Origin of the sequence: Paraburkholderia sp. GAS448 (assembly GCF_050435685.1) — a bacterium.
Taxonomy (GTDB): Bacteria; Pseudomonadota; Gammaproteobacteria; order Burkholderiales; family Burkholderiaceae; genus Paraburkholderia.
Window position 1 is genome coordinate 74,762 of sequence record NZ_JBNDKT010000013.1, and the last position, 23,677, is coordinate 98,438.

Below are 23,677 nucleotides of genomic sequence, written 5' to 3' on the forward strand. Positions count from 1 at the left end.
GTGCGCGCGCAGACCCGTTAGAGACCGCCCTACGACCGCCGCCCCTTCCTCACCACCATCCACCGTGGCGACTTGAACCGCACAATGCTCGCATAAAGCCAGACATACGTAGCCGCAAACACAACCACAAAGCAAAATAGATGCACCGTATGCCGCCAGAACAAGGTAGCCGGAATAACAGCAATCAGACACAGCAGCCACAAATAAGGCGACGTCAACGAATTCCTCCGCGTCAACTCCCGCGCAGTCCGCGCACCCACCGCCCACCGCATCAACCGCTTATAAACCAGCATATGCAGATGCACGCCATCCGGAATCCCCGGTGACATCCCGCGAATGAACTTCTTCCGATAAATCGAAAAGCACGTCTCGAAGATCGGATACATGAACAGCAGCACCGGATACCACGCCGACACGTCGCGATTACGCATCACGAGCATGATCGACAGCTCGGCGAGCATGAAGCCAATAAAATAAGCTCCGCCGTCCCCGAGAAAGATCAAGCCAGCCGGGAAGTTCCAGATAAAGAACCCCATCACCGCGCCCATCATGATGAGCGACGCCGACAACACGATCGGGTCATGCACCTGAAACGCGACGTAACCCATCGACGCGAACATCATGAACGCGACCATCGAAGCCAGGCCGTTAAAGCCGTCGATGATATTGATCGCATTCGCCAGAGCCGCAACCGCGAGCACCGTGACCGCAAACGAAATCACTGCATAGGTGAGCAGGAAGTCCAGCGGCGGCACGCTGATGCGCGTCACGGCGATATTCAGAAAAAAGTAGGCGAGCGCCGCAGCGGCCATCGTGCAGAGCAGGCGGATCAAAGGCGACACACGCTTCGTCAGGTCTTCGATCAGGCCGGAGGCGAACGCCGGCATGCCGCATGCGACCAGCCCCAGAATCCCGCCGGACACCGCCGGATAGGCCCGATGTAGTTGAAGTGCCGACACGATCAGGCCAAGCAGAATCCCCGTCCCGCCGATCCGCGGCACTGGGCGCGCGTGAAATTTCTGCACGCCGGCCAGATCGCTGTCGGTGGAGAACTTCTCATGCAAGTGCGCGTAGCGCACGATCAACAGCGTGACCAGCAGTGAGATGAGAAAGCCGAGCGCAAAACTGAGCATGAAAGTGGGCCTGAGCGAAGACGCCGAATTATACAAACGAAACGCATCGCGCCCTGAATCCAGGGCCAGTCAGTTCCAGGCGAAAAAACAGCGCCGCCCGGGTGTCTGAAAACCGCGGACAAAAAGCGCTCGCTGAACTATCCCAGATACTGGATCAAAACCGCCCCGAAAGCCGCGCCACTAGTGGATATTCCCTATCTATCCGGGCTCGAAAAGCGTCGTTACCCCGAATGCGGGGAGTTGCGAACCACACACAAAGAGACCACGCGTAACTGCCATCCGACCAGGACGTTCCGGAGAAAAAATGCTAAACAACATCACCATCCGCGGTGGTTTGACACTGGTTATCAGCGTCTTCGTCGCGTTTCTGCTGACTGTGATCGGCGTCGGCTACGGCGCGCTCAAGCTGACAAACCGTGGGCTGGAGGAAGTACAACACAGCGCGTCCGCACTGATGCAGCTGAAGGCAAGCTCAGAAAAGCTTCTGCAGGTGCGCCTCGCGCTCGGCAGCTACGAGACGCTTTTCAGCGTCGGCAAGCAGACCGATGACCTGCTGCCGGCCGCACACAAGGTGCTTGAAGAGTCGACGGCGGCGTTCCGCAGCTATGCAGGCGGACCGTTTGCCAGCGACCAGGAAAAGCAGCTCGCGCAGGCCGTCGAACAGGCGCGCGCCGCGCTGGTCGACCGCGCGATCGAGCCTGAATTCAAGGCACTCGGCGACAACGACTTCAACACCTTCCGCACGATCCAGGGCGACACGGCCAACACGTACTACGCAGCCTATTCGAAAGCGATCGACGCGCTCGACCGCCTGCAGACCGTGGAAGGTCAACGCCAGGCCGAGACTGCGGCGGAGCGCCTTCGCCTCGCGACGCTGCTGTTCGGCGCGATCGGTGTGATCGGAATCGTGGTCGGCGTGATGGCGCGCGCAGGGCTGTCGGCGGCGGTGGTCAAGCCGGTGACGCGGACGATCTCGCACTTTCGCAGCATCGCGGCCGGCGACCTGACGATCTCCGTCAAGACGCGCTCGCGCAATGAAATGGGCCAGCTCCTGTCCGCGCTGATGCAGATGCGCGATGGCCTCGTCGACACGGTGTTGAAGGTGCGCGGCAGCACGGAAGCGATCACGACGGGGGCGAACGAAATCGCCTCGGGCAACGCGGATCTGTCGAGCCGCACCGAGCAGCAGGCCGCCGCGCTTCAGCAAACGGCGGCGAGCATGGAGCAGCTGTCGGCGACGGTCAAGCAGAACACCGACAATGCGAAGCAGGCAAGCCGCCTCGCGCATGGCGCGCTGGAGACGGTCACGCGCGGCGGCAACGTCGTGACCCGCGTGACGGAGACGATGGACGGCATTACGGAGTCGTCGCGCAAGGTCGCTGAGATCATCGGCATGATCGAAGGCATCGCGTTTCAGACCAACATTCTCGCGTTGAACGCCGCGGTCGAAGCGGCCCGCGCGGGCGAACAGGGCCGCGGTTTTGCGGTCGTGGCGTCGGAAGTGCGCAGCCTTGCGCAGCGCTCGGGCACGGCGGCAAAGGAAATCAAGGAGCTGATCGGCGATTCGGCCGCGAAGGTGGAGCAGGGCGCGTCGCTCGTCGCCGAGGCTCGCAGGACGATGCAGGAGGCGATGGATTCGGTGAGCCGCGTGAACGGCATCATGAGCGAGATCGAAGCCGCCGCGCACGAACAGAGCGACGGCATCGATCAGGTCAACAAGGCGATCGGCCAGATCGATGAAGTCACGCAGCACAATGCGGCGCTGGTCGAGGAAGCCGCGGCCGCGGCGAAATCGCTTGAAGCGCAGGCGGATGTGCTGCGCGATGCAGTTGCGGTGTTTCGGCTGGATGGATCGGTGTCAGGATCGGCAACGCAGATGCGGGCCAACCGCTAAACACTCTCCCCGCCTTTTGCTACCTCGCCTCCGCGATGGTGATCGGCGGCAACGAACATGTACATAGCCGGCACCACGAACAAGGTGAAGAGGGTGCCGATCGACAGCCCCGTGAAGATCACGAGCCCCATCGCGTTACGTCCTGCGGCGCCCGCCCCCGAAGCGATCACCAGCGGCACGACGCCGAACACCATCGACGCCGTGGTCATCAGAATCGGACGCAGCCGCACGCCGGCTGCTTCCTCCAGCGCTTCGCGCTTCGATCTGCCGGCGCGTTGCAGCTCGTTGGCGAACTGCACGATCAGGATGCCGTGCTTGCTGACGAGTCCCATCAGCGTGACGAGTCCGACCTGTGTATAGATGTTGAGCGTCGACAGCCCGATGTTGATGAAGACGAGCGCCCCGAAGAGCGCCATCGGCACAGAGACCAGGATCACGATGGGATCGCGAAAGCTCTCGAATTGCGCAGCGAGCGCGAGGAAGACGATGATCGTCGCGAACATCAGCGTGATGACAAAGCCGCCCGATTCCTGCACGAACTGCCGCGACTGCCCCGAGTAGTCCGCGGAATATCCTGCCGGCGCGACCTGCGCGGTCGCCTTGCGCAGGAAATCGAGCACCTCGCCCTGCGACACGCCGGGCACGACGACACCCGAGATCGTCGCCGAGTTGAGCTGCTGGAAATGGTTGATCGATTCGGGCACGACACTGCGCTCCAGATGCGCGACCGTCCCGGCCGGGATGACGCTTCCGTCCGGCGTATGCAGGTAGTAGTCGAGCACCTGCGAAGGATTGAGCCGGTCGGTCTGCAACACTTGCGGAATCACCTTGTACGAGCGTCCAGCGATCGAAAAGTAATTGACGTAGTTACCGCCGAGCGCCGCGCCGAGCGTCTGGCCGACGTCACCTTGCGAGAGTCCGAGCGAAGCGACCTTGTCGCGATCCACGACAAGCGTGGCTTCCGGCTTGTCGAGCTTGAGGTCGCTGTCAACGAAGAAGAACATCCCGCTCGCCCGCGCCTTTTGCAGAACCGCCTGAGACACCTCGTTGAGGTTCTCGAAGGGCTCGGTCGTGCTGATGACGAATTGCACCGGCAAGCCTTGCGAGCCGGGAAGCGGCGGGAACTGGAATGCAGCGACACGCGCACCGGCAATCTGATTCCACTTCTGCTGCAGCTCCTGCTGCAACTCGGTCGCGCCCTTGCTGCGCTGGTCCCATGTCTTGAACAGCACGCCGCCGATCCCCTGATTGAGGGTCGGCGCGCCTGTCAGCTGAAACATCTGCGCATACTCGGGGAGCGCCTTCGAAATCTCGAACACCTGGTCGGCATACATCTGCATCTGCTGGATCGTTGCGTTCGGCGGTCCCTGGATCTGCGATAGCACGATCCCCTGATCCTCCTGAGGCGCAAGCTCGGATTTCGACGTCGCGAACAGGTAGACCGCGCCGGCGAGCAGCATCGCACCCATCAGCGCAAACACGGGCCACGTGTCGAGCGTTGCGTGCAGGATGCGGGCGTAACGGCGATGGACCCGTTCGAATTGCCGGTCGACGAAATGTGCGAAGCGCCCGGCCCCCTGGTCCGGCCGGAAGAAACGCGAGCACATCATCGGCGACAAGGTCAGCGCGATCACCCCGGATACGGTAACGGCCCCAGCGAGTGTGAACGCGAACTCGGTGAAGAGGGCGCCCGTCAGTCCACCCTGGAAACCGATCGGCGCGTAGACGGCAACCAGCACGACGGTCATCGCGATGATCGGTCCGCCCAGTTCGCGCGCTGCAATCAGCGCTGCGTCAAAGGGTGTTCTGCCTTCGTGCTTCATGTGACGGTCGACGTTTTCGACGACGATGATCGCGTCGTCCACGACGAGGCCGATCGCGAGGACGAGCGCGAGCAGCGTCAGCAGGTTGATCGAATAGCCGAGGGACTGCATCACGAAGAACGAGCCGATCAGCGACAGTGGCATGGCGATCAGCGGCACGATGACCGCGCGGAAACTGCCGAGGAAAAGGAAGATCACTGCGGTAACGATCAGCAGTGCCTCGACCAGCGTCTTGATGACTTCCCTGATCGCCGTGTTCACGAAGTCGGTTGCGTCGTAGACGATGTCGCCGGTCATGCCGGTCGGAAACTGCCTCTGCAAGGCGGGGAAGGCGGTCCGCACACGCTTGGCGACATCGAGGATGTTGGCAGTAGGCGCCACCTTGATGCCGATGAACACCGAGCGTTTGCCGCTGAACGCGACATTGAAGTCATAGCTGTCGGCGCCGAGCACGACGTTCGCGACGTCCTCGAGGCGCACGATCGAACCATTCTTCTGCTTGACGACCAGCTGCTTGAAGTCATCGACCGTATGCAGGTCCGTGCCCGCATTCAGGGCGACGCTGACCATTTGCCCCTTCGTCGTGCCGAGCGTCGCGAGGTAGTTGTTGTTGCCGAGCGCCGTATAGACGTCGGCGGCCGTCACGCCGTGCGCGGCCATGCGCGTCGAATCGAGCCATGCCCGCAGCGCGAACTGTCGGCCGCCAAGGATTTCGGCCGTCTGCACGCCTTCGATCGAATCGAGCGTGGGCTTGATCACCCGCAGCAGATAGTCGGTGACGTTGTTGCTCGGCAGCACGTCGCTGTAGAAGCCCATGTACATCGCATCGGTGGTCTGTCCGACCTGAACCGTCAGCACGGGCTGCTGCGCTTGCGGCGGCAACTGGTTGCGCACCGACTGGATCTGCGTGTTGATCTGGGTCAGCGCACGGTTCGAGTCGTAGTTGAGACGCAGTGTCGCAATGATGGTCGATACGCCGGTGCTGCTCGTCGAGGACAGGTAATCGATGCCTTGCGCCTGCGCGATCGCCGCTTCGAGCGGCTGCGTAATGAATCCGGCGATCGTGTCGGCGTTCGCGCCGTAGTAGGCGGTCGTTATCGTGACGACGGCGTTTTCGGTCTGCGGATACTGGCTGACCTTCAGCGCCACGAGCGAGCGCAGTCCGAGCACGAGGATCAGCAGGCTGACAACTGCCGCGAGCACGGGCCGTCGAATGAAGAGATCGGTGAATGTCATCGCGCGGCCTCTTTATTGTTCCTGAGGCGTGGGATTCGGACTGTCCGCCGGCTGCACGCGATTGTTGATGACAAGCAACGTGCCGTTTTTGAGCTTCAGCTGTCCGCTTGTCACGACCTGCGTACCGGCTTCGATGCCCTTCAGGATCGCGACCTGATCGCCGCGCGTGGGGCCTGGCGTCACGAACACCTGCTGGGCGGCGGGCAGCGTCCTGCCTTGCGCGTCGGGCCGCGTGCCCGGCTTCACGACGAATACGGTCGCGCCGTAAGGGTTATACGTGATGGCCGTTTGCGGCAGCGTCAGAAAACGCTCTTCGGCGCCCGCGTCGATCTTCACGTTCGCGTACATGCCCGGCAGCAGTTTGCGCTCGCGGTTGTCGACGCTGGCTTCGATCTGCACGTTGCGCGTCGCGCTGTCGACCTTCGGGCTGATCGACGTGATCTTGCCGTTGAAGGTACGTGTGCCATACGCATTGGTGTCGACCGAGACGGCCTGACCGATCGCGAGCTGGCCGAGCTGCTGCTGCGGCAGGGTGAAGTCGGCGTAGATCGGGTCGACAGCCTGCAGCGTGACGATCGCGTCGCCCGGATTGATGTACTGGCCTGGATTGACCGTGGTGATGCCAAGCCGCCCTGCAAACGGCGCGCGGATGATCTTCTTGTCGACGAGCGCGGCCTGTTGCGCGACCTGGGCCTTCTTGCCCTTCAGGTCGGCGGCGTCCGCGTCGAGCTGGGCCTTGGCAATTGCCCGGATGTCGTACTGCGCGCGGTCGCGCTCGTAGACGGTCTGCGCGAGATCCGCGGCGGCCTGCAGCGACTGGAGCAGCGCCACGTCGGAGTCCGCATTCAGCCTGACGAGGACCTGTCCAGCCTTGACGTCCTGCCCCGAACTGAACGCGACCTCGCGCACGAGCCCGGCGACTTCGGTGGTCACGTCCACGCCGCGCACGGCGCGCAGGCTGCCGATGGCGGCGAGCTGGGGTTGCCAGGACTGATAGCTGGCGACCGCTGCCGACACCGTGGCAGGCGGCGCCGCATTGCTCGCCATGAACTTCGCGAACATGTAATTCCTGAACAGGTTGAAGCCGACGAGCGCCGCGAGCAGCAGGCCGACACAGACCAGCATGATCACCATTCGTTTGGCCATCGGTCGTTTTCCGATCATCGACTTGTCCTTGTAACGGTGCCCGGGATGCCGAATGTTTCCTGTTCAGCGGCACAGGTCGCGCCTGGGGCGAGGCGAGCGTCCTGCGAGGTTTTCGATGCGTTGTGCGGTCAATTGGGCGGAGCCGCGGCATTCCACCAGCCGCCGCCGAGCGACTGAAACAGCGCGGCGGTGTCGGCGTAGCGCGATGCCTGCGCCTGCGCGAGATTCAACACGGTTTGCTGGTACTGGCGCTGCGCGTCGAGAAGCGACAGATAGCTCACGCCGCCGATGCGGTACTGCGAGCGCGTCAGGTCGAGCGAGTCGCTGGCGGCGCGCCAGGCGTCGGTTTGCGCTTTCAGGCCGGTCGCATCGTGTTCGAGCGCCCGCAGCGAGTCCGCGACGTTCTGGAATGCGAGCAGGACTGTTTCCCGATACTGCGCTTCAGCCTGTTCATAGGCGGCCTGTGCCGCGCGCTTCTGGGCGTTCAGCTGCCCACCGTGGAAGACCGGTTGCAGCAGGCTGGCACCCAGGCTCCAGACCGTGCTGCCTGCCTTGAAGAGCTGGGCGGGCGTCAGCGCCTCGAAGCCGTAACTGGCGGACAACGTGATCTGCGGATACAGCGCCGAGGTCGCGACGCCAACCTGCGCGCTGGCTTGATGCAGGACAGCATCGGCGGCGAGGATGTCGGGCCGCTGCCTGACGAGTGCGGATGGCAGGCTGACGGGCAGCGTCACCGGCAACGAAAACATCTCGAGCCGGAATTCGGGCACTGCTGCTTCGGCCGGCGTCTTCCCGGTCAGCACGGCAAGCTGGTGGCGCACCTGGTCGAGCGACTGACGCAGCGGCGGGAGGGTCGCCCGCGTCTGCGCGAGCAGTGTCTCCTGCGCGAGCACCGCCGTGCGGCTCACGCCGCCGAGATCGAACTGCTTGCGTAGCAGTTGCAGTTGCGCGTCCTCGTCCTCGGCGATGTGCTCGGTGGCTTCGATCTGGGCACGCAGCGACGCCTCCCTGACCGCGGCGGTCACGATGTTGGCCGATAGCGCGAGGTAGGCGGCCTGCAACTCGAATTGCTGGTAGTCGATCTGCGCATGCAGTGCTTCCAGTTCACGGCGCGAGCCGCCGAACACGTCGAGCTTGTACGACACGTTCACGGATGCGTTGTAGAGATTGAATTCCTCGGTGAATCCGGGGTTGCCGAACGCGATACCGTTGATTTTTTCGCGTGTGGCGCTCGCCTGGGCGTCTACTGCGGGAAGCAGTGTTGCGCCGCTCTGTGCCAGGAAGTTTTCGCGAGCCTGTCGCAATGCCGCCTGCGCGGCGGCGACATTGGGGCTGTCGGCCAGCGCCGCGCGAATCAGCGCGTCGAGGGGTTCGCAGTGAAAGAGTGTCCACCAAGCGGCGGGGACATCCTGCCCGTTAGCAAAGGACTGCGGCGGGCCGGAGGCACCCGGTGCGGACGCTGTCTGCGCAGGCAGCGGGGCGGCGGTATAGGTGTCGACCGCTGGCGCCGGCGGGGTTCGATAGTCTGGCCCGACCATGCAACCGGCCAGCGCAGCGCAGCCGCTGAGCGCGACGCACAAACGCTGACACCGGTTGGTACAGTGAGTAAAACCCTTCATCGATCCACCGTATAAGGGGTACGACCGGGGTGAACCCATCGTTGCGACAACCGCGATCCTCTCAGAAAAACGGAAAGAACGCACGTGCGTCTGGGCGCACTTCGGCACGGAGAGCGCGACGCCCGGGCGGGTCGGTTGTGCAGGAAGCACGACGATCCTTGCGAGGAAATCGAGGGGGCCGACGCGCCGTGCAAGCATTCATGGAGCATTTCGTCGAGCGTCAGGCCGGTGCACTGCAACACGTTGAGCATGTCCGGCGCGACGATGCAGGCAGCCCGGAGTGGTAGTGGAAATCAAAGTCCTTGCCGGTCAGCATCCGGAGCGCGTATGGGTCGTCACGCGTTGTGGACACGGCGCAGCCTGCCCGACCATCGCCATGCTACAGATCGAGCCGCTGAAAATATCCAGTCAGTTCCAGATAACCCCGTCCGAGTCGCGTTGCCGCGTCTGTTGCGCCTGGCCCGCTCGCCGCACTCGCGGTATTCACGCCGCTTACGTTCAATGCGACGACTGCGCCTTCCCAGTACACGGCGCCCGTGCTGGCGCGGCTGTCGAGCTCCTGATCGTCCATTAGCGGCGCGAGCACCAGATGGGCGTCGCCGGCATCGACGCGCATCGCGACCGGGTAGCGCGCGCCGGTGTGCGGCGAGCGCCACCAGCGCAACGGGGTGAAGCTGACGCTCTCAGGCGCGAGCGCGCGCGTGTTCCCGTCGGCGTTGCGCAATGTGCCGCCGGCCCAGAACTTGTGCCCCGCCTTGTCGCGAATCTGAAACGCCATCACCGCGCCACCGTCGTCGAGATTGATGCCGATCCAGTCCCAGCCGACGGCGCCTTCTGCGAGCGCCGCCGACGACCATTCGTGATCGAGCCATGCAGTGCCGTTCACGTGCTCCGGATCGTGGTCGGGGATGCCGCCGGGTAGGCGCCTGCGCGTCAAGGTGCCGTCCACGTGCAGCCACGGTTCGCTGTAGTAATAGCTCGCCTCGTCCGGCATCGGCCCCTTGCGGCTATAGCCCGATGCGCCATTGACGAGCGCCGGGTGCGTGGGCTGCATCGTGAACAGAAACATAAAGTCGGCTGCGGCAACGCTGACGAGGTAGCGTCCGTCGGTCTCACGCCGCAACGACCACTCGCCGATGTGCACGTTGGTGTCCGCCTCGCTCGCGTCCGCGAGACCAAAGCCGCTGCGCGCCGCGCGCTGGTCGTGCTGCAGCCTGCCCACGTCCGGGTCGCTCAGCGCGACGTTGGCGAAGAGCAGTTGCGCAGGCGCGAAGCGGCTCGGGTTGGCATCGTCGAGCGCCGGACGCGAACGAAAGAACGTCACCTGAAAGCCGAGCGACGCACCGGTATCCGTTTGCAGCCAGCCGGTCGCATACCACCACTCGGTGCGATAGCGAGAATGCGCGCCGAAGTCGCGCGGGAACGCCAGTTGCTCTCCGCTTCGCACGGGCGGATAGTCCGGCGCGCGGGCCCGTGCGGCTCGCCCGAACAGCAGCGCCGGCGGCAACAGCAGGAACGCGCGCCTTTTCATAGGGTCACCAGTCGTCGCGCACGGCACGCACGGCGTCCACCGACATCGCCGTGCGCGCGCTCCAGAGCGCGGTGAGCGCGGCGGCGCCAACGACCGCCGACGCGAGCGTGGAGAGCAGTCGCCACGGCATGTGCAGGTCCATCGTCCAATGAAAGGACTGCGGATTGACGACGTGCACGAGCACCATCGCAATGCCCGAGCCGAGTGTGAGCCCGGAGAGCACGCCGACGAGCGCCACGAGCGCGCCCTCGAGCGCAAGCATCGCACCGATCTGACGGCGCGTCACACCCAGGTGCCGCAGCACGCCGAACTCCCGCGCGCGGGCAAGCGCCTGCGCGCCGAAGCTTGCGCCGATACCGAACAGCCCGATGATCACGGCCACCGCCTCCAGCAGATAGGTCACCGCGAAGCTGCGGTCGAATATCCTGAGGCTCGTCGCGCGAATCTCGCCCGGCTCGGCGAAAGCCAGCTGATGTCCGCCGGCTAGGCCCTCGCGCAGTCGCGCGATGACCTGCGCCGGCGCGACGCCAGGCGCGAGCCAGAGCGCCGCATCGGTCACCCGCGTATCGTGCGTGAGCCGGCGATAGTCGCGTTCGTCGATCACGATCGCGCCGAACTGGCGCGCATAGTCGCGCCACGTGCCGGCCACGATCACAGCAAAGCGCTGGCCTGCCAGCGGCAGCAGGATGCGGCGCCCAGGCTGCATGCCATACAGATCGACCATCGCCTCGCTGACCCACACCGGTGGCGGATCGCCTTCGCGCGGCATGACGGGCGCGCCGGTCAGCTGCAAACGTGCGCCCGGATTATGCGGATCGATCGGTCGCGCGAGCAGGCTGACGGGTGGCAAACGCGCGTCGAGTGAGATCTGCGTCGCGCGCAGGAATTCGGCTCGCTCGACGCCTTTCGTCGCCGCGATGACCACCTGGTCGTTCGGGGACAGGTACGCACTGTCGCCGCCAGGCGCCGCGCGCAGGTAAAGGGGGGCGGGCAGCAGCAGTTGCAGCCAGTCGTCTACCGCGATGCGAAAGCTCGACACCATGATCGCCATGGCCGTCATCAGGCTGAAACTCGCGACGATGCCGGCAAGGCCGATGGCCGCGCGGCCGGGTGCGTGAGCAAGCTGCGCGAGAGCCAGTTGCGGGAGCGCACGTTGTGGACGTGGCAGCGCGTCAAACACCGCATGCGCGACAAACGGCATCGCCAGAACGCCGCCGAGCAGCAGCAACGCTATGGCTGCATAGCCAAACACCGGCAAGCCGGCGACCGGGGGAAGCTGCGTCGCCGCGAGTCCCAGAGCGAGTGCGCCCAAAGCGGCTGTCACGCCCCAACGTGTGCGCAGACGCCCGAGTGGCGCTTCTTCGTCGCCTGCCTTCAGCGCCTGGGCAGGACTCGCGCGTGCGGCTTCGAGTGCGGGCGCGATGCTGCCGATGATCGACGCGCACAATCCGAGCGCGAAGAACATCAACGCGGCCGGCGCGTCGAACTGCACTTTCGGCTGTACGCCCTCGAAATAGCCGCCGCCGAGATCGCCGCCCGCGTAGCGCAGCACCGCGGCGGCCAGGGCGAAGCCGAGCGCGAGCCCCGCCAGCGCGCCCGGCACCCCGAGCGCCGCACCTTCCGCGACGATGAGCCACAACACGCCGCGGCGCGTCACGCCAAGCGTGCGCAGCAATGCGAACTGCGCGCGCCGCCGCAGCACGGCGAGCGCCTGCATCGTGAAGATGAGAAACGCGCCCGTGAAGAGCGCGACGAGCGCAAGCACGTTCAGGTTTGCCCGGTAGGCACGCGAGAGCTGCGACGTGCGGTGCGCGTTGTCGAGCGGCGTGACGGCAGCTACCCCAGCCGGAAGCAGCGGCGCGACCGAGCGCTTAAACGTGGCGACATCCACCCCGGGCTTCAGCTTGATGTCGATCCGCTGCAAGGACCCGAGTCGCTGCAAACGCCACTGCGCGGCGCCGATGTCCATCACGCCGACACGCACCGCTTCGCCCGTGGCGGGGAGCACGCCCGCCACGCGCAGCACGACGGATTGAAGCCCGACCTGGACGGCAAGATGCGCTCCCGGCTGCAGACCCAGCCACGTCAATGCTGCAGGCGAAAGAAAAACTGCGTCAGGGTCCAGCAGGTCGAGGCTTCCGGCACGCGTGCTCTCGACACGCCCGATGAGATTCGGCGTCACGAGGCCCGCGCGAAAGACATCGATCCCGAGCAGTTTCAGCGGCTCCATGCGGCCAGTCACCCGTGCATCGACCTCGACCACGGGGCTTGCCGTCTCGATGTCCGGCAGGCGCGCGATGCGCGCGTAGAGCGATTCATCGAAACCGGCGCGTGGGCCGCGTATTTCCACGTCGGCGTTCCCCATCAGCGAATTGACCGTCGCGGAGAGTTCGGTCAGCGCCGCGCGGTTGATCAGATCCACCGAGTAGCCCATCGCGACGCCCGCCGCAATGGCGAGAATGCCGACAATCGCCCGCAACGGATGCCCGCGCGCCTCGCCCGCGATGAGCGCCACGCCGTACGCACCGGCGGAGGAGAAAATGCGCCATGGGCGCAGGGGACGCACGGCGCTCGGGACGCGCATCGCCTACGCGGCTCCGGCCCCGGCGCTGACCTGACCCGGCGCAAACGGCTCGAGTCCTTGCGAGGTCAGTCGCAGGACCCGATCGGCGGTCGCGGCGGCCACCGCCGAGTGCGTGACGAGCAGCGCGGCGGCACCGTGTTGCCGGGTCAGTTCGCGCAGCAGGTGCAGGATGCGCATCGCCGTGTCGTGGTCGAGGTTGCCGGTGGGCTCGTCTGCCAGCACGAGACGTGGACGATGGACGAGCGCGCGCGCAATCGCCACGCGCTGCAATTCGCCGCCGGAGAGCTCGCGCGGCATCGTGTCGGCGCGCCCTTCGAGCCCGACCGACGCCAGCGCAGCGGCCACGCGCTCCGCCACGTCTCTCGCGCCCACACCGTTCAGCAGCAGCGGCAGGGCGATATTCTGGGCGGCGCTCAGATTCGGCAGCACATGGAACGCCTGAAACACGAAGCCCATTTTCTGGCGCCGTTCAAGGGTAACGGCGTCATCGTCGAGCGTTGCCAGATCCTGTCCTTCGAACAGGATCTGGCCGGTATCGGGCCGGTCGAGCCCGGCGGCCAGGTTCAGCAGCGTCGATTTTCCGGTGCCGGACTCCCCCATGATCGCCACGCATTCGCCGGCTCGCAGTTCGAGGTTCACCGCGCGCAGCACATTGCGCGGTTGCGTGCCTTGATAGCTCTTCGAAACATTCGACAGCGTCAGCATGGTGTCCCGGGGCAGCGGTCGCGCTGCGAGTGCAGCAGCCGGCTCTGCGTCGGCCTTTGCGTCGCGCAGAACGTGCGGGACACGTTCGTTGGCAGTGCACGCATGGAAGCAGCCAGCCAGAGTGGAGGATGACCTACGTCTGGAGTATAGGAGGAAGTCTGCGCATGCCGCTTGCCTCAGCGACAGGGTCGCCGGGAAAGGCAACCGTCAGTCCGCTGTCAGCGGATCAGCGTGCGATGGGGCGGCGGCAATATCGGCACGGTCAATTTTCGGCTGCGCCATACCGGTAACGCACCAGATGATCGACACCCGATTCAGGCAGCCACACTTCTCCCGTGCGTCCGAGCAACTGGCGAACGTTCGCGTGCGCGTGCGGCAGCGCATACACGTCGAACCGCTCGCTGCGCGGGTCGAAGCGCACGAGCGCGTTGGCGCTCCACTCGCTGAGCCAGACGGTATCGCGGTTGTCGACGAAGATCGCATAGGCATGAGGGGCGTCGCCGGGGAGTCGCCATTCGCGCCATTGACGCGTCGCCGGATCGTAGAGGCCCAGTTTCCCGGCATTCCATTCGCTGACCCAGACGCGCCCCTTCGAATCGGACCACACCCGCCGCGCACCCTGGTGCGGCGTCGGCGGCTCGATGACCTGCACGGCGCCGCTCTCAGGATCGATGCGGCCGAGATAGCTTCCAGCAAGCGACGCGAAATAGAGGCTGCCGTCCGGCGTCACGCAGATGCCGTAAGGCCCGGCGCCGCGAGGCGCATCGAAGACGCGCATGCGGCCGTTCTTCGGATCCAGTTCGCCATAGACGCCGTTTTGCCCGGTAAACCACAGATGTCCGAGCCTGTCGAAAACCGCGGTGTTCAGATTCGCAGAAGCGCGGTCCTTCGGCAGAGGAAAACGCGTCACGGCGAACGTGTTCGGATCGACCCGCACGATCGCGTTCAAGCCTCCATCGGTGACCCAGGCCGCCCGATCCGGACCGACGATCACGCCGTGCGGCGCCGATCCGTCTCCGAGTGGGATCTGGACCGTCTTGCCGCTTCCCGGGTCGAGCCGCCCGAGCGCGCCCTGGGCCTGGGCGGTGTACCAGACGGCGCCGCCTGCTGCCGGCGCGACGTCGTGCGGCGCGCTACCGACGGGCAGCGCGAAGCTGTCGAATTGCTGCGGCTGCGCAGCGCGCGCCGTACCGGCTTGCGCGACGCCTGCGGCGAGCGCTACGCCGATCAGGGCTGAAGCAAAGGATCTGGCGCTCATCATGCTGTGCCTCTTCCTTGTTCCTTCTTCCGTATCGACTGCGGCGCAGCAATATGCGCCGGACCGCGGCCCACGATCAGGCTGCTTATGTGCCGCGCTCGGGCGGTGTCGTCATTGCTCCGGGGCGGCGCAGCATTTTGTCCACTTCGCCGGCGTGCAGCTCTTCGACATGGATCATCTGGCGTGCGTATTCTTCGAGCGCGACCGATCGACCTTCCGCCAGCGCGAGCAGGTCCCGATACAGGCCAAGCGCGACTTTCTCGGCTTCCAGCGATTCACGCAGGATGGAAGCGATGTCGAAGGTGTGCGAGTCCAGAAGCGGGCCAATTTCCAGGGACGGGTATGCGCCGAGGGTGGTGATCCATTCGCCGGCCTGTTGGGCATGCAGGAGCGATTCGTCGGCCTGCTGTCGCAGCCACGACACAATGGGGATGCGGCCAAAGCCGAAAACCAGGAACGAATAATGAGTGTATCGGACCACGCCAGCCAGTTCGGACTCGAGAATCCGGTTCAGCACTGCCACGACCTTTTCCTTCTCTATCTCTGACATTTTTCCCTCCATTTTGCGGAACCAGTTTCGAGAGATGCCGACTGATCGTTGACGAGGGTCATTCTGCGCGCTATCGCGCTGCCACGTCAGTCGTCATCCGGCCAGATTCGTTAGCCTTGCTCTACAAACATAGCGAGAGAGGCTCGGGTTGTCGAATCCGGCTAGTGGCGGGCACCGGGTTTCAGGACTGAGGTGGCAGGGAGGTGCCAGGTGTCGGAACGCCATTTCTGCGCGTTGCGCATCGGGTTCGCGGAACACCTGTTTCGTCCCCTTATTAGAAGACCTGCGGTAAGCCTCGCCCCCGAAGACTCCCTCGCCCGCAGAGATTTAAGCCCGCTTTAAGCGATGTGACGTACGTTACGCATCTCAAAAAAGTACTCCTTACGCTCTACGAGAACCCATGAACACCAGAATCCTCTCCCGCGGCGCGATGACCCTCGGCGCCGTAGCCGCTCTGGCGGGCGCATACGCCGTAGGCCATCGCAATGCCGATGCGTCGCAGACCGTCAAGAGCGCCGATACGGCGACCGCGCCGTTCGCATCCAGTGCGCGCCCCGGCACGCCGGACTTCTCGGAAATCGTCGCGAACTACGGACCTGCCGTGGTCCACATCAGCGCGAAGCACCTTGCCGGCCAGGGTGATTCACAAGGGCAGGACGGGGCTGACCAATCGAGCGCGGCCCTGGGTTCAGGCTTCATCATCAGTCAGGATGGCTATATTCTGACGAACAACCACGTCGTCGACGGCGCGAACGTCGTCACCGTCATGCTGAAGGACAAGCGAGAATTTCCGGCCCAGGTGATCGGCACCGACAAGGAGTCGGACGTCGCCGTGCTGAAGATCGACGCGGGAACCCTGCCCACCGTGAAAATCGGCGATCCGGCGCAAAGCAAGGTCGGTGAATGGGTGCTCGCGATCGGCTCGCCCTATGGCTTCGACAACACGGTCACGTCCGGCATCATCAGCGCGAAGTCGCGCAATATGTCGGATGAGAACTACACCTCGTTCATCCAGACCGACGTACCGGTGAATCCGGGCAATTCAGGCGGCCCGCTGTTCAACATGAAGGGCGAGGTGATCGGCATCAACTCGATGATCTATTCGCGCACAGGCGGTTTTCAGGGTCTGTCGTTCGCCATTCCGATCGACGAGGCAATCAAGGTCAAGGACGATCTCGTCAAGACCGGCCATGTGAGCCGCGGCCTTCTTGGCATCGGTGTCGGGCCCATCGACCAGTCGGCTGCGAAATCGCTGGGCATGGATAAACCGCAGGGCGCGCTGGTCGGCTCCGTCAATCCTGACGGCCCGGCCGCGAGAGCTGGGATACAGACAGGAGACGTGATCCTCTCGGTCAACGGCACATCGGTGAGCGATGCGTCGGAGTTGCGCTCGCGGATCGCCGGGTTGTCGCCGGGTGCCACGGCCGATATCGGCGTCTGGCGCAACGGCAGCCGGAAGAGCCTGTCCGTTACGGTAGGTGTCATGTCGGGTACGAAGGAGTCGCCGAACGCCGCACGGCAGCCGGCTCATGCGCGGCTGGGCGTCGCGGTCCGGCCGCTTACGCAGGAAGAGCTGGGTGAGGCGTCGCTGTCGTCCGGCTTGCTCGTTGAGCAGGCACAGGGGCCGGCGGCCCAGGCGGGGATCCAGTCCGGGGATGTGATTCTTGCTGTCGATGGCAAGCGGGTGACGAGCGTGAACCAACTCAGGCAGATGATTTCCCAGGCGGGCGATCAAGTGTCCTTGTTGATCCAGCGGGACGGTGAACAGCTGTCTGTCCCGGTTGAACTCGGCTGACGGGTTGGGAAGCCTGGACATAGTCCAGTTGAACACTTAGAGACGGTCACGGGCGGCCAAACGCAATTCGTTGCGATGCAGGCGGCCGCCCGAAAAATATCCGTACAGGACCCCACATTGCGGTCAAATGTGCCGCGGTCACTACGCAAGGGGATCGCCCTGAATCACGGAGCATCCCAGCCTTGCGTTCAAGCCTTGTAGCCAATCTGCCGCAGCAGGTCCTTGCGCCACTGGACGTCTTCTTCGGTTTCGACACCAAGCGGCGTGAATCCGTCCACGACACCCATGATGCCGCGCCCCTGCTCCATCTCGGCGACGACGATCTGGGTGGGATTCGCCGTCGCGCAGAAGATCCGGCACACTTCGGGCACCGCCTTGATGGCGTTCAACACGTTGACCGGGTAAAACCCGTCGCCCAGAAAGATGATGAAGCTGTGGCCGGCGCCAATGGTCATCGCGTTTCGCCGTGCAAGCTCGATCAGGCCCGCATCCGTACCCGAAGACCGTATGAGGCGCTTGCCCGACGCTTCGCAGAAGGCGAGCCCGAACCTGATTCCAGGGACAGTGCCGACCATTGCTTCGTGAATGTCCTCGACGGACTTGATGAAGTGGCTTTGCCCCAGGATGAAATTCATGTCTTCCGGCTTGTCGACGGCCATGGTCAGCAGTTGCATATCGAACCTCCCTCTGTGTCGAACGCGGGGTCTGGAGCCGCGTGCCGGGACACCTGCTGGTCACGCTGGCGTCCGGATCACCGGATTGCCTGCCGCAGATCGCATCGGCGAAAAAACCGGCTGGTGTTCAAATGATAGGTTGTTTGCCAGCGGGTCGCCTTTCGCTCAGGCGCGTCGCCGCGGCGGAATCCGGCGCCAGATGGTCAGCACCACGAGCGCGAACGCGACGTACAGAAGCGTGAACGCCCAGGCGGGCGCGTCGTAATAGAGCAGGCGGCTCACCCAGCGTTGAATGAAGCCCTGCGTTTCGTTCGGGCCATGTCGCAGCCAGTCTTCCAGCACGGTCAGCGGGCAGGCGACGCCGAGCAGCGCCAGCGTGGACACGACGCCGATCGCCAGCAGATGCACGCCCCGGAACAGCCGGCCGCGTACCCAGTTCCAGCCGAGGGCTGCACCCACCCAGATCGCGACGAGTCCCCCCACGATAAACATCACGACCAGCGCATGCAGGATGAGCACCGCGTCGGCCAGCCAGTTCATGATGTGCTCACAGAATTCGCGGCGAACGCCGGACAGCCTCTTGTGCAATGCCGCACGGTTTTCGCGCTGCGCCACGTTTGTCGGAATATCGTTGCATTGTCGCGCGCTATCGGATGTAGACTGAAACGGAACCCTGCCGGAGGGCGTATCGCGTGTTCGGGCTGCGAGCGCGGCGAGCGTTTTGCGCACACGCAGGAGAAACGGCGACGGCGATCATCGAGCTATGGAGCGATGTTCCGTGCGCCTGTTTCGTACCCTGTCGGCGACGGGTCCAGATTATCACCAGGCGTTGAAACGAGATCGGGGCCGGAACGGGCCAGGTCCGCACTCGCGCGCATCGCGTGCGCTGCTGCAGCCCTGGCAGGTTGCTGGCGTGCAGCACATCCGGCCGGCGTCGCATACGTCGTCTGCCGGTGCGGGATTCAGGAGGGAGGAGCGCGATGCCGACTTATCAATACCGCTGCGAGCAGTGTGGCGAGACGTTCGAGCATGCCGAACATCTCGTTGAACATCAAAATGCCCATCCGCTTTGCCCCAAGTGCGGGAGCGAGAAGGTGCAACACAAACCCACGCCCTTTGTCGCAAAGACATCGAGAAAGAGCTGAGACCCGCGCGGCCGGCTGGCCGTCCGATTCGATTCGTGCCAGGTGCGGGTGAGCCGCCGGGGCGGACGCGTCCCGGCGCCCCTCTGTTTGCGCTGACGCGCCGTCAAGCCGCAGGCCGGTCAGGCGAACCCCTTTGGATTCTGCTCCTGCCAGCGCCAGTGATCCGCGCACATCCTCTCGATGCCGTACTGTGCGCGCCAGCCGATGATCTCTTCAGCCGCGCGAGGGTCCGCGAAACACGAGGCCACGTCGCCCGGACGACGAGCGACGATTTCATACGGCACCGGTCTGCCCGACGCTTTCTCGAAGGCGCGCACCACGTCGAGCACGCTATACCCCTGGCCCGTACCCAGATTCACGACGAAGCTCGCATCGCGCTTTACCAGCGCATCGAGTGCGGCCAGGTGCCCGCGCGCCAGGTCGACCACATGGATGTAGTCACGCACGCCGGTGCCGTCATGCGTGGGGTAGTCGCCGCCGAATACGCGCAGCTTATCGAGCTTGCCGACGGCCACCTGCGCGACATACGGCATCAGGTTGTTCGGAATGCCGGCCGGATCTTCACCGATCAATCCGCTCTCATGTGCGCCGACCGGATTGAAATAGCGCAGCGTCGCGATGCGCCAGCCCGGATCCGACACCTCGAGATCGCGCAGCACCTGTTCCGCGATCAGCTTCGACTGCCCATAAGGATTCGTCGCGGATAGCGGAAACGATTCGTCGATCGGCGAGCTTTTCGGCACGCCATACACGGTCGCCGACGAACTGAACACAAACTGCTTCACATTGCGTTGACGCATCACGTCGAGCAGCACGAGAAGGCTGTCGACGTTGTTACGGTAGTACTCGATGGGCTTCGCCACCGATTCGCCAACCGCCTTCAACGCCGCGAAGTGAATCGCACCGGTGACAGGATGCGCGTCGAAAATGCGCTTCAGCGTGGCTTCATCGCGCACATCAGCTTCGTAGAACGCGACGGTCTTGCCGGTGATCCGTTCGACCCGCGCGAGCGACTCGCGATTGCTGTTGACGAGATTGTCGATCACGACCACGTCGTAGCCGCCGTTCAACAATTCAACGCACGTATGGGAGCCGATGAAACCCGCTCCGCCCGTGACCAGAATCGTGCCCTTCGCCTCTGTTGCTGACATGCTGTGCTCCGTTAAAGTGAAACGCCCGTCAAGGTCTGCAAAAGTTCTTTGTATCGTTCGACCACCATGCGTTCGTCGAACTCCGACGTGACTTTCTCGCGGCCACGTTTTCCCATTGCCCGGCGTTCGTCGCCGTTCATGTCCAGCATCTGTGCGAGCTTCGCGGCGAGACTCTCCGAGCTTTTCACCTCGCACAGCAAGCCATTGACGCCATCCGCGACCACTTCGCGGCATCCCGGCACATCGGTGGTGACGATCGGGCGGCCCATCGCCGACGCTTCCATCAGCGTGCGAGGCACGCCTTCACGATACGACGGCAAAACTACGCAGTCAGCATCGGCAATAAAAGGCCGCACATCATGCGCCTCACCCAGATACTCGATGATGCCTTCGCGCTCCCATGCCTCGACTTCGGCGCGCGTGATCGCGCTGGGATTATCCACGCCGACCGGCCCAAGCAGACGGAAGCGCGCCTGCGGATAGCGCGATCGCAGCCGTCTCGCGGCCTCGACATACTCGCCGACGCCCTTGTCCCACAGGAGCCGCCCGATGAGTATGAAATCGAAATGTGTCTTCTCAGCGAGCGGCGTGAACGCGAACTGCTCGAGATCAACCCCCTCGCCGTGCAGCAGCCGCGCGCGCTCCGGATGGACAAGCAGGTTCTGGTCGACGAAAGCGGCCTTGTCGTCGCGATTCAGGAACCACACCTCGCGCGGGAACCGGAAAGCGAAACGGTACAGCTTTTTGGCGACCTGCGCCGCGCGGCTCTGCTGAATGAACACATAGCCAAGACCGGTCGTCACGGCGACCGAATCGACGCCCGCGAGTCTTGCCGCGATCGTGCCATAGATATTCGGCTTGATCGTGTAATGAATCACGACATGCGGCCGGATCGAACGGTAGTGCCGGTACAGCGCCCACAACGTGCGCAGATCCTCGCGCGGGCTTGTGCCCTTCGAGGCCACCGGCAGGTCGATGCAGCGGCAACCCATCTGCGCGAGCAGATCGAAGGTGCGGTCGCGCGGCGCGATCACCGTGACCTCGACCCCCTTGCCGACGAGCATGCGGATCAGCCCCTGCCGGTAGGTATAGATCGCCCACGCCGTATTGCAGACGAGGCTGATGCGAAGGGCGCTGGCAGATTCGCTGACGGGCTTCATGCGGACTTCACCGGAAAGGAGAGTGTGTGGCGACACGATTCAGCGGCCCGTGCGAGGCGCGAACAGCACGCGCTTGATACGTTGCAACGTGCGATACGGCATCACGAAATGCAGCAGGTTCTTCGCGAGGCCGAGCCAGTCATAGACATTCTTCGCGTTGAAGTAGTGCAGTTGCAGCCTGAGCGTCGAGGTGACCTGTTGCCGGCGTTTCGTCGCGCTGATGCCGCCCTCGTTCAGCTCGTAATAAAGGCCGAGTTCCGGCAGGTTCGCACAGTCATGGCGCTCCATCAGGCGCAGGAACAGATCGAGATCTTCGGCAGAGCGATACGCCGCGCGATAGTTGCCGACAGCCCGCACGGCGTCGATACGCAGCATCATCGACGGATGCACGAAACACGCACGGAAAAAGCGGATGCGGCGGATCGCGTCGGGTTCGACAGGCGGGCTCAGCATGAAGAGCGGCTGGCCATCGCGCGTGACGACCTGGGTCCACATGCCGAGGCCCGCGACCTGCGGATGCGCTTCGAGATACGCGCGCTGCTTCGCAAGCCGGTGCGGCACCGTGAGATCGCCCGCGTCGATGCGCGCGGCGTAGCGATAACCGCGCTCGTGAAGCACATCGATGCCGGCTTGCAGCGCGCGTTCGATGCCGCCGTTTTGCGGCATGCGCAGCACCTCGATCGACATGTTCGGCAGGCGAGGCGCGACGATCGGCGGCGTGCTGCCGTCATCGACGATCAGCACGTGAACGGGCGCAGCCTCGTTGAACGACGCGAGCGTGCGATCGACGTCGGCCTGGCCGTTGTAGGCGGGCATCAGCACGGCGACGTCGTCGAGCGCGCCGTCGCGTGGCGTGTTCGTGAGCCGCGCTGCCGAGGACCCCGGAAGGGACCCGGATGAGGACGCGGACGAAGGCACGGATGAGTTCATGGGCGCAGCTTGAAGCGGATGTAATAGAGATTGACTGCGGTGGCGGCCAGATAGCCGCCGGCGAGTCCGACGAGCGCGCCATACGCGCCAAGACGCGGAATCGTCAGCAGATTGATCACGAAGGCCACGGCAAGCGCGAGCAGCCACTTCGACAGCAGGACAAATTTCGCCTGGTATTTAAGCACGACCAGATTACCGATTGCCTCGATGCCGGCCGGCACGGAGAGCCACACGGCCCAGCGGAAAATCCCGATCGCGCCATCGAAGGCCGGCCCGAACACGCGGCCGATGATAAAACCCGCCAATAGATCGAGAACGAGTGCCCCGCCGGTCATCAGCAGCGCAGTCATCCCCATCAACCGCCACATATTGCGGCGCAGGTGCGCTGCGTCCTGCACGCGATAGACGAAAGCGGGTGCGAGTGTCTGCGCGAGCATCAGGGCAAGGGTGATCCAGTTCTCGTTCAGCTGTTGCGCGGCCGAATAGCGCCCGAGATCGGCAAACGAGATCGCGCGCTCGAGCATCAGCCGGTCGAGCTTCAGGAACAGGTACATGCAGATCAGGCCGAGCCAGAATACGGTGCCGGCGGTCGCGAAATGGCGGAAAAGGCCGCGCTCGACGTGCCAGCCGAGCTTGCCGCCATGCTGCCGCACGAAGTACGCGAGCAATATCGCGCTGATGGCCGCCGATTCGAGTGCCCACAGCCAGCCGAAGTGCGATGGCGCCGAGGCCGCGCGCACGAGCAGATAGACGAGCGCGGCCTTGACGATAGCCGTCGTCATGCTCGTCAACAATTGCGGCTTGCTGTACGTCATGCTTTGCAGCCACGCATTGATGACGCCGACAAACGGCTCGCGAAACAGCATCGTCACGGCAAGACCCGCGAGCATTGCGCCGACGAGCGGATCGGTCAGGCCCATGGCGATCCCGGCCGCAATGCCGCACCAGGTCAGCAGCAAGGCCGCGACGGAGACGGAGATCCGCAGCGCAAACGCGCTGCCCAGCACGGTGCCCAGTTGCGCAGGAGGGCGTTTGACGATGGTCGGTACGAGAATTTCCGCGCCGCAGACCCAGGTAACCGGCGAGAGAACCAGCAGCAGCGTATTGGCGTATTGCCACTTGCCGAACGTGTCCGGGCCGAAATAGCGGGCCAGCAAGCCACTGATCACGATCGCGACGGCGATCTGCGTGAGCCGTTCCAGTCCCAGCCAGACGATATTGGCGACCGCCTTGGTCACATCCGGATTGGCAAAGCGCTTGAGCGTCAGCATCCGGCGTCCGTCCGCTTGTACGTCCATTCACCGGCAGGCTTCGTGCCTGCCGCAGTCAAACCATGCAGAGCC

At 64.2% G+C, this 23,677-nt stretch carries 18 protein-coding genes; 3 read left to right on the forward strand and 15 right to left on the reverse strand.

Going from position 1 to position 23,677, the window contains the following annotated elements:
• Positions 1 to 29 precede the first annotated feature (29 nt).
• Positions 30 to 1,133, reverse strand: a complete 1,104-nt coding sequence (locus P3T23_RS23305) for an MraY family glycosyltransferase (protein WP_429318486.1) — start codon at positions 1,131 to 1,133, stop codon at positions 30 to 32.
• Between the two features lie 304 nt (positions 1,134 to 1,437).
• Here P3T23_RS23305 and P3T23_RS23310 point away from each other — a divergent pair, with 304 nt between their 5' ends.
• On the forward strand, positions 1,438 to 3,027 hold the full coding sequence (locus P3T23_RS23310) for a methyl-accepting chemotaxis protein (RefSeq protein WP_429318487.1): 1,590 nt from the start codon (positions 1,438 to 1,440) through the stop codon (positions 3,025 to 3,027).
• Here the strand turns inward: P3T23_RS23310 and P3T23_RS23315 are convergent.
• From P3T23_RS23315 to P3T23_RS23350, 8 genes are all read right to left on the reverse strand, one after another.
• On the reverse strand, positions 3,024 to 6,086 hold the full coding sequence (locus P3T23_RS23315; RefSeq protein WP_429318488.1) for an efflux RND transporter permease subunit: 3,063 nt from the start codon (positions 6,084 to 6,086) through the stop codon (positions 3,024 to 3,026). The genes P3T23_RS23310 and P3T23_RS23315 overlap by 4 nt on opposite strands.
• A gap of 12 nt (positions 6,087 to 6,098) precedes the next feature.
• Positions 6,099 to 7,250 (reverse strand): efflux RND transporter periplasmic adaptor subunit, encoded by a 1,152-nt coding sequence (locus P3T23_RS23320; protein ID WP_429318489.1) that lies wholly within the window; start codon positions 7,248 to 7,250, stop codon positions 6,099 to 6,101.
• A 110-nt stretch (positions 7,251 to 7,360) separates the two neighbouring features.
• Positions 7,361 to 8,851 (reverse strand): efflux transporter outer membrane subunit, encoded by a 1,491-nt coding sequence (locus P3T23_RS23325; protein ID WP_429318490.1) that lies wholly within the window; start codon positions 8,849 to 8,851, stop codon positions 7,361 to 7,363.
• A 379-nt stretch (positions 8,852 to 9,230) separates the two neighbouring features.
• Entirely contained in the window at positions 9,231 to 10,382 is a 1,152-nt protein-coding gene (locus tag P3T23_RS23330; RefSeq protein WP_429318491.1) for a lipocalin-like domain-containing protein, read from the reverse strand.
• Positions 10,383 to 10,386: 4 nt separating this feature from the next.
• A complete protein-coding gene (locus P3T23_RS23335; protein ID WP_429318492.1) occupies positions 10,387 to 12,966 on the reverse strand; it encodes an FtsX-like permease family protein in 2,580 nt (859 codons plus the stop codon).
• Positions 12,967 to 12,969: 3 nt separating this feature from the next.
• Complete coding sequence (locus P3T23_RS23340) at positions 12,970 to 13,671, reverse strand: ABC transporter ATP-binding protein (RefSeq protein WP_429318493.1); 702 nt, start codon at positions 13,669 to 13,671, stop codon at positions 12,970 to 12,972.
• A 262-nt stretch (positions 13,672 to 13,933) separates the two neighbouring features.
• Positions 13,934 to 14,929, reverse strand: a complete 996-nt coding sequence (locus P3T23_RS23345; protein ID WP_429318494.1) for a virginiamycin B lyase family protein — start codon at positions 14,927 to 14,929, stop codon at positions 13,934 to 13,936.
• An 85-nt stretch (positions 14,930 to 15,014) separates the two neighbouring features.
• The gene (locus tag P3T23_RS23350; RefSeq protein ID WP_429318495.1) at positions 15,015 to 15,479 is read right to left on the reverse strand and encodes a ferritin-like domain-containing protein; all 465 of its coding nucleotides are present in this window, start codon (positions 15,477 to 15,479) and stop codon (positions 15,015 to 15,017) included.
• Between the two features lie 400 nt (positions 15,480 to 15,879).
• On the opposite strand from P3T23_RS23350, the gene P3T23_RS23355 reads away from it, so the two are divergent.
• Positions 15,880 to 17,274, forward strand: coding sequence for a Do family serine endopeptidase (locus P3T23_RS23355; protein ID WP_429318496.1), 1,395 nt, complete (start codon positions 15,880 to 15,882; stop codon positions 17,272 to 17,274).
• A gap of 188 nt (positions 17,275 to 17,462) precedes the next feature.
• Here the strand turns inward: P3T23_RS23355 and P3T23_RS23360 are convergent, their stop codons facing one another.
• Together P3T23_RS23360 and P3T23_RS23365 are read right to left on the reverse strand one after the other, a co-directional pair.
• Positions 17,463 to 17,948: an adenosine-specific kinase gene (locus tag P3T23_RS23360; protein ID WP_133660579.1), complete on the reverse strand. Its 486-nt coding sequence runs from the start codon at positions 17,946 to 17,948 to the stop codon at positions 17,463 to 17,465.
• A gap of 165 nt (positions 17,949 to 18,113) precedes the next feature.
• Positions 18,114 to 18,488 carry a DUF2784 domain-containing protein gene (locus P3T23_RS23365; protein ID WP_429318621.1) on the reverse strand — a complete coding sequence of 125 codons (375 nt, stop codon included), beginning with the start codon at positions 18,486 to 18,488 and terminating at the stop codon, positions 18,114 to 18,116.
• Positions 18,489 to 18,928: 440 nt separating this feature from the next.
• Here P3T23_RS23365 and P3T23_RS23370 point away from each other — a divergent pair, with 440 nt between their 5' ends.
• Positions 18,929 to 19,093, forward strand: a complete 165-nt coding sequence (locus P3T23_RS23370) for an FmdB family zinc ribbon protein (protein ID WP_429318497.1) — start codon at positions 18,929 to 18,931, stop codon at positions 19,091 to 19,093.
• A 119-nt stretch (positions 19,094 to 19,212) separates the two neighbouring features.
• Here P3T23_RS23370 and galE read toward each other — a convergent pair whose 3' ends face one another.
• From galE to P3T23_RS23390, 4 genes are all read right to left on the reverse strand, one after another.
• Positions 19,213 to 20,244, reverse strand: coding sequence for a UDP-glucose 4-epimerase GalE (gene galE / locus P3T23_RS23375; protein WP_429318498.1), 1,032 nt, complete (start codon positions 20,242 to 20,244; stop codon positions 19,213 to 19,215).
• 11 nt (positions 20,245 to 20,255) lie between these two features.
• A complete protein-coding gene (locus tag P3T23_RS23380) occupies positions 20,256 to 21,404 on the reverse strand; it encodes a glycosyltransferase family 4 protein (RefSeq protein ID WP_429318499.1) in 1,149 nt (382 codons plus the stop codon).
• Positions 21,405 to 21,443: 39 nt separating this feature from the next.
• A complete protein-coding gene (locus P3T23_RS23385) occupies positions 21,444 to 22,220 on the reverse strand; it encodes a glycosyltransferase (RefSeq protein WP_429318622.1) in 777 nt (258 codons plus the stop codon).
• A 110-nt stretch (positions 22,221 to 22,330) separates the two neighbouring features.
• A complete protein-coding gene (locus P3T23_RS23390) occupies positions 22,331 to 23,605 on the reverse strand; it encodes an oligosaccharide flippase family protein (protein WP_429318623.1) in 1,275 nt (424 codons plus the stop codon).
• Positions 23,606 to 23,677 lie beyond the last annotated feature (72 nt).